Genomic DNA, 6767 nt, shown 5'->3' on the forward strand with positions numbered 1-6767 from the left:
AGTAGTACCTGCTTTTGCATAACCTAAATCTTTTTGAAGAAGCCATGCTGCTTGGAAGTTTGGTACAAAATCCCCAAACTTTTGTTCCCACAGTACATCAAATGTGTAGGCTTTTGCTGTGGTGGAAGTGCCAGCTGCTCCTAACCCTGACGGACAATATTCATTATTATAAGAAGTGCCAGTAGGTGGGTTGCTCGGATTTGGTGCATATGTCCCACACTCTATTTTTTGTTGCTGGTAGCCAAAGCCAAACGTAAGCGTGTTTCTTTTTCCAAGGTAAGTATCTTGGTCTATATATCCTGATTCTCCTTTATATCCAAGCATCGTGGGTGTAAACTCCAATCTAAATCCATATTTTAAATTGCTGTTGCCGTTGTATCCATCCTGATAATCGTATTTTCCATTTCCTACAAAAGCATAGTATTTTAACATCGCGTTTTTACCTATGCTTCCCCAATATACTATGCCCATATCTCGTAATGCACTCAAGAACTGAGTATCTGCCCCTAAATTAAAACTTGCGAGGGGAGTGATAAATGGTTTTGTGTTGTTTGTAGGTTTTAAAACTTTTGTTATATCGTTGTTTATTGTCCCTATTTCTGGAATAAAATTCTCTGTAGGTATATAAAAACTCCATGTGTATTCAAGCTCATATCTTGACCATGGGTTTAAAAATAATCCTGTCATGATGTTTGCGCTTTTGTTAAAATGTAAGTTTATAAAAGCATCTCTTACCATCGTATATGGCACGCCTTGATGAGTCCTGGCTGTACCATCAGCATCAAGAGTTTTGTTGTCGGCAAAATCAAGGTCAGCTCCAAATTGTACTATAGGGTTTATCTGACCAGCAAAGTAAAGGCGTGTCTGAGCCACTGAAAAGTTTGTAGAAGAATGGTCATTTGTGTAAGTGGCACCATCTTGCTGAGCCCATATTTCCATTTTTAGCCCTACTTGTGCAAACTCATCGTTTGAGGCTTTTAACAATATGGCTTCAGCGTTATGGCTTAGAATACATAACCCACTAAAAAGCAAAAGACTACCTACTTTATATCTCATCGCTTTTCCTCCTAAATATATTTTAAACTATCTTGAACTTTCGTTATATATAGTATAACATAACGCTTAATAAATAACAATGATATATATCACTAATTAGATGATATTATTTGAGTTACCGTTTTACCGTATATATCTTTATAAATAATATTTTGAATCTCTAAAAAAACATTTTCCGTGATAGATTCTATCATATTAAGCTCTTCTTGGTTAAGAAAAGCTGGCGGTTCTTTAAATATACAACTATACAGTTCAAAACCAACACGTCTTTTTACAGCTCTAAGATCTTTATAATCGCTATTTTTATAGATAGACACAAGCTCTTTGTAAAAATGGTACATCAACGGGTCACCATTTTCTTTTAAAAAGCTGGACAATTTATAAAAGCTTTTTTCTTCATCTAAATATATAAAGATTAACTCTTTGTATAAAAACCAACAACCATATACAAATAAAATTTCAGCGATAGATAAAAGATTAGCGTCCCTAAGTATAGGTCTTTTATTTGGAAACGTTGCTACAAGTTCGTCAAAAATATACCTTTGCTGTTCGCCAACATAACATTTTACATCGTCGGTGACAGTTGATATATTCATGTTTACTCAACCTTTTTAACTTCCAGAGTTATGGGTAATTTAGGTTCGTTGTCAAAATAAGGTACTTGTATCTTCCATCCATTTGCTAATTCAAAAATCCCTCCCCATTTTCCATCAGCTCCCTCGGTTTTTATTACAACAGCCTCTAAATCTTTCTTTGGTATATATATCTCTAAAGAGTTATCGGTCCTTTTTCTTATGGTAGCTTTCATATAATTTACTCCTCTATACTAATAGAATTGCTCGGACACTCTTCCATAGACTCTTCTATGAGCTTTCTGTAAGACTCGTCTGGATTTTTGTTTATAACTATAGCTATACCGTTTTTTAGTTTGAAAACCTCTGGTACCTTGTCTGTGCAAACTTCACATCCTGTACAAGTATCAGCATCCACTATAACTTTCATAAACTTACCTCCTCATGAGTAAAACATTTTTTGGGACATACCCTAGAGCATGCCTCACAACCTATGCAGTTCTCTGCATTGGCTATGCTCATATAAGATTTTGCATCATCGTCCGCATCTTCATCATCTTCGTCTGGAGTTATAAGCATCAAGACATCTCTTCCGCAAGCCTTAAAGCACCTACCACAGCCTATACAGTCCTCTTGATTTATAGAGACTACATATCGTGGTATCCATTCTTTTCCACCTTTTGTTTTATAGCTAACAGTAGCCATGATATTTAACCTCTTTGCCCATCTAAAATCTTCTTAGCTAAGAAATATTCTTTATGAATTTTGTAAGCCTTCTCTGCCACCTTTGGAATATCTTCCCATCTGTTTGGTAGACCTTCTTCAGCTAAATCGTGTAATTCTGTGGCACATGCCATCGCTTGCATTCTCAACTTTTTAACCTCTTCTTTGAGTTCCTCTTTGGACATGGACTCATACTTTTTTTCTGGATGGCATATTTCCCTTTGCAAGTCTTTATCTGTGCCTTCTTCTGTGCAGGCACCTACACAGCTAGGTTTTTGTTCAAAAATAACGTTTGTACACATAGTATACCTCCTATTACAAAGTTTTCTCGCCAGTTCTAATAGTTATAGATTCTTCTACGGGCATTATAAAAATTTTTCCATCGCCAGCGCTTCCTGTTCTATTTACGCTTATTATAGTATCTACTATTTTATCAACAGCTTCATCGGGAACCACCATAACTATCATTCTCTTTGGTATGTAAACCAAAGGTTTTGTGATAGTAGCACCTTCTGTAGCATATTTTGAAGAAGTTGGTACAAGGTTAGGAGCGGCTGTAGTGTAAGTTGGCATTTCTGCTTCAGTTTCTGACATTGCAAAACCTGCTTGCTTTCCTCGACCCCAAACGGAATGGATGCTCATAGCTCCATAGCCTATGTCGTCTAATGCCTTTTTGGTTTGGGCAAATTTGTTTCTTCTTATTACAGCCCAAATTTCTTTCATTGTTCTACCTCCCCGGTTCTAACTGTTATAGCTTTTTCCACGGGGCTTATAAATATCTTGCCATCCCCAAAATTACCGGTGTACGCCCTTGTTTTTATGACATCAATCACTTTGTCTACGTCTTCATCTTTTACCACTATAAGCAACAATACTTTTGGGAGTTCATCGTATACTACATCACCTATTTTTACTCCTTTTTGTTTACCTCTACCAAATACAGACATCTTGGTAACTGCAGGAAATCCTGCTCCTTCCAAAGCGAACACCACTTCTTGTTCCTTTTCTGGTCTTATAAACGCCCTTACTAGCTTCATCCTAATCTCCTTTTAAAAGTTATTTCATAAATTGTTAGAGCAAATAAAATACCACTTAGAATATAAAATTTTCATTGTCAATATAACAAAAAACTTACAAATTGTAATAAGTATTACAAAATTTTGTAATATATCTTACATAGATTCTGTTTCTTCTATATTTTCTGTTTCATTTTCTTCTCTTAACATGGCTTTTTTTAACCATGGCGGTGGGTTTGTGTTTAAAACTTCTACCAACTTATCTAGGATATCTTTTATAGGCGTTGGTTCTGCAACTTTAACAGGATGTATCTTTGCTTTCACAACTTTAGCAGCTGCTGTACCACCTATAGCCAATACATATACTATAGCACAATCTTTTATCATGTCTATTTTTGCATTTATCTTGTCATATTCTTCTTCTGGTATATCCTCAGCTGTTCTAAACTCTACAAATTGATAGCCATCCTTGTTAACTTCATAAACAGCTATGCTTTTAGCAAAACCAAAATGGTCGTCTACATATTCTAAGCTTTTTGTAGCAAAAGCTATTTTCATAAAACCTCCTCTTTTTTCATATCTTTTATAAACTCTGGCACTTCGTAGGATTTTTCTTCGTCGTGTTCTAAAAATAAGTTTGTAAGTTCGTATAAAAACTCTAAGGTACCTTTATAACCTACGTAGGTTCTGAAAAAGTGTCCAACTCTATCGAAAATCGGTATACCTATGCGAAGAAGCGGTACTTTAAAAGACTTTGCTATATGTTGGCCATTTGTATTGGAGATTATCATATCTACATGTTTAGCGTTTAGTTTTATATCTTCTAAATCCCCTATATAGACGGTGTCAATAGGCAATAAATCTAAATTTGGAGTATGTACTGGGCTTACAGCACATTCTATATTTAAACCAAGTTCTTCCTTTAAAAAGTACACTAGTGAGACTAACAAATCTGGCCCAAGACCTAAGGCTACACTCTTTCCAGAAAAATAAAACTGCCCATCTGCCATCGTGTCTAAAAGTCTAGAACGATACCTTTTGTATTTGTCCGATGGCTCTCTGCCTGTTAATTTTATTAAAAGCTCATAAAACTCATCTGTAGCTTTTAATCCAAGCAAAGAATCAAAATAAAACATAGGTATATTGTATTGTTTTTCCAAATATTCTGCTGCTGCCTTCGCACTATAACCTATAGCTATGCTAAAAGAAGAGTTTGACAAACCTTGAATATCTTCTAAAGTAGTTCCGCCTATCGTAATAGGACTAAAGTCTGTCATTATACCAATAGATTTGGAAAAATCTGGTACAACAACTGCATCTAATTCGAAATCTTTTAGCATATCACGTATCTCTTCTATATCACCAGCAGTTAAAGCGTAGCTTACAAAAACGTTTACCTTATCTCTATATTTTCTATGAGGTGGTTCTACCAATGTTTTAACGACTTCTAAAAGTGCTTTTTCATAACCGGTTTCGAAAGACCCTAAATAATCCGGTGTAGATACATAAACAACTTTTTTATCGGCGTAATCTGGAAAATTTGATTTAAATCTTTTTAATGACCCTATTACATCATCTCCTCTCGTCTCACTAACGCCAGTAGAAACAAGACCCACTATATTAGGGTTATTTTTGTCTATAACGTTCTTAATAGCCTCGTGAATGTTAGAATCACCACCTATAACGGTAGCTATCTCTGACAAAGCTGTGGTTTGCATAGGGATAGGCTCTCTAAAGTGCCTTGTTAGAAATGTCTTAGCAAAGGCTGCACATCCTTGGGAACCATGCATTATAGGCATGCTTTTGTCTATCCCTAAAAAGCAATACGCAGCACCCATTGGCTGGCTTAACTTTAAAGGATATACAGCACAGGATTTTTTGGTATCTATCACTTTTGCCATGGGGCAGCCTCCTTTACAAGCTTCCAAACAGGTGTGTTAAGCGCATTAACCAAGTTTTTAGCAAGGTTTATCATCCCTTCATAACCTGCATATGCATGAATACGTTCTTGATTCGTATCTAAAAATGCCACCTTAGTTTTCATAGCTACGTACATGCTTCTACCACCAGCCATTAGTACATCTACATTGTGTTCTTTTATCAATCTTATGAGTTCTTTTGGATTTGGATCATCTATAAGCTTAGACTCGTCTCCCTCAAATATTTCTAGCATCCTTTCTTTATCTTCTTTGGTACTCTTCTTAGCAGATGTACCAACCACTTCCATGCCAAGTTCTTTTACTTGGGATACCATAGACCAACTTTTTACCCCTCCTGTGTTTATAAGCACTCTTTTGCCTTTTAAAATCTCTATGTAAGGCTTTAGTGCTTCTCTAGTTTCTCTTTCTTTTTCTTCTATGAGTTTTTTGGCTTTTAATATAAGCTCTTCATCACCTATCGTATTTACTATATTCATAATTGCTTCAGAGGTATCTCTTATGCCATAGAAAGATCCTTCAAAATAAGGGATGTTGTATTTTTGTTCTAGGGCTCTGGCAAGTGATACTAAAGCTTTGGAGCATACCACCATATTTAAATTAGCTCTATGGGCTGAAGCAACTTCGTTGTAAGTGGTATCTCCACTTATGCAAGCTCTTATTTTTATACCAAGCTCGTTGAAAAGCGGTATAATTTGCCATAACTCGCCGGCTATGTTGTATTCTCCAAGCAAATTTATATAATAACCTTCTGTTTTTTTGGGTTCCTTTGTGCCTATCACGTATTTAAAAAGTGATTCACCAGCTATCTTGTTGCCTAGGTTTTTGCTTCCCACAAAACCTGGGGAGTTTACGGGTATCACAGGTACACCTACCTTTGCTTGCGCTCTTTTACATATAGACTCTAAATCATCACCTATCATAGATGTAACGCATGTAGCATAAACAAATACCGCTGGCGGGTTATACTTTTTAACGGATTCTTCTATAGCTTTCATCAGACGCTTTTCTCCGCCAAATATGACATCGTTTTCAGATATGTCAGTAGTAAAACCCATTCTATAATAATCCGAAACAGAAGAGCGAGTACCCCTGTTATCCCAGCTATTACCAGCACAGGCTATGGGGCCATGTACTAAGTGTACGGCATCTGCTATTGGTAAAAGGGCTATCTGGGCTCCGTCAAAAGCACATCCTCCGGCTGCAGCTCCTGGCTTTGGTTTGGGACAGCCTTTTTTCTTTTCTTCTGGGGATTTAGCTTTGTTATGAGAGCATGTTGGCTCTTCAAATAAATGTTCTAAGTTCATCATGATACATCCTCCTAAAAGCTGAAAGACACTTCAGACTCTTCTTCTTCAGATTCCTCAAAGCAAGTAGGTATAATGTTTGCTTCTTCCAGTCTACCTTGCTTTGTAAGGTAATCTCTTATAGCCACGTGAAGCGTTTCAAGACCTAAGTTTGTA

11 protein-coding genes and 1 pseudogene are annotated in these 6767 nt (G+C 36.3%); all 12 read right to left on the reverse strand.

Annotation, left to right across the window (positions count from 1 at the left end; genetic code table 11):
- Positions 1–1056, reverse strand: a 1056-nt coding sequence (locus ACYQZV_RS08770; RefSeq protein ID WP_459895201.1) for a porin, incomplete at its 3' end; no start/stop codon positions are given.
- Positions 1057–1148: 92 nt separating this feature from the next.
- The gene (locus tag ACYQZV_RS08775; RefSeq protein ID WP_459895204.1) at positions 1149–1652 is read right to left on the reverse strand and encodes a hypothetical protein; all 504 of its coding nucleotides are present in this window, start codon (positions 1650–1652) and stop codon (positions 1149–1151) included.
- 2 nt (positions 1653–1654) lie between these two features.
- The gene (nifT, locus tag ACYQZV_RS08780; protein WP_459895206.1) at positions 1655–1864 is read right to left on the reverse strand and encodes a putative nitrogen fixation protein NifT; all 210 of its coding nucleotides are present in this window, start codon (positions 1862–1864) and stop codon (positions 1655–1657) included.
- Between the two features lie 5 nt (positions 1865–1869).
- A complete protein-coding gene (locus tag ACYQZV_RS08785) occupies positions 1870–2058 on the reverse strand; it encodes a ferredoxin (RefSeq protein ID WP_459895208.1) in 189 nt (62 codons plus the stop codon).
- Positions 2055–2333: a ferredoxin III, nif-specific gene (gene fdxB / locus ACYQZV_RS08790; protein WP_459895210.1), complete on the reverse strand. Its 279-nt coding sequence runs from the start codon at positions 2331–2333 to the stop codon at positions 2055–2057. Before fdxB ends, ACYQZV_RS08785 begins: the two co-directional genes overlap by 4 nt.
- Before the next feature lie 5 nt (positions 2334–2338).
- Positions 2339–2653, reverse strand: a complete 315-nt coding sequence (locus tag ACYQZV_RS08795) for a CCE_0567 family metalloprotein (RefSeq protein ID WP_459895212.1) — start codon at positions 2651–2653, stop codon at positions 2339–2341.
- Positions 2654–2666: 13 nt separating this feature from the next.
- The gene (locus ACYQZV_RS08800; protein WP_459895215.1) at positions 2667–3074 is read right to left on the reverse strand and encodes a P-II family nitrogen regulator; all 408 of its coding nucleotides are present in this window, start codon (positions 3072–3074) and stop codon (positions 2667–2669) included.
- Positions 3071–3388, reverse strand: coding sequence for a P-II family nitrogen regulator (locus ACYQZV_RS08805; protein ID WP_459895218.1), 318 nt, complete (start codon positions 3386–3388; stop codon positions 3071–3073). The genes ACYQZV_RS08800 and ACYQZV_RS08805 overlap by 4 nt, the downstream gene beginning before the upstream one ends.
- A gap of 135 nt (positions 3389–3523) precedes the next feature.
- Entirely contained in the window at positions 3524–3925 is a 402-nt protein-coding gene (gene nifX / locus ACYQZV_RS08810) for a nitrogen fixation protein NifX (protein WP_459895220.1), read from the reverse strand.
- On the reverse strand, positions 3922–5268 hold the full coding sequence (nifN, locus tag ACYQZV_RS08815) for a nitrogenase iron-molybdenum cofactor biosynthesis protein NifN (protein WP_459895222.1): 1347 nt from the start codon (positions 5266–5268) through the stop codon (positions 3922–3924). Before nifN ends, nifX begins: the two co-directional genes overlap by 4 nt.
- Positions 5256–6614, reverse strand: a complete 1359-nt coding sequence (gene nifE, locus ACYQZV_RS08820; RefSeq protein ID WP_459895225.1) for a nitrogenase iron-molybdenum cofactor biosynthesis protein NifE — start codon at positions 6612–6614, stop codon at positions 5256–5258. Before nifE ends, nifN begins: the two co-directional genes overlap by 13 nt.
- Before the next feature lie 11 nt (positions 6615–6625).
- Positions 6626–6767: pseudogene (locus tag ACYQZV_RS08825) on the reverse strand (iron-sulfur cluster assembly scaffold protein); the annotation flags it as partial.

This window comes from Hydrogenobaculum acidophilum (assembly GCF_054656715.1).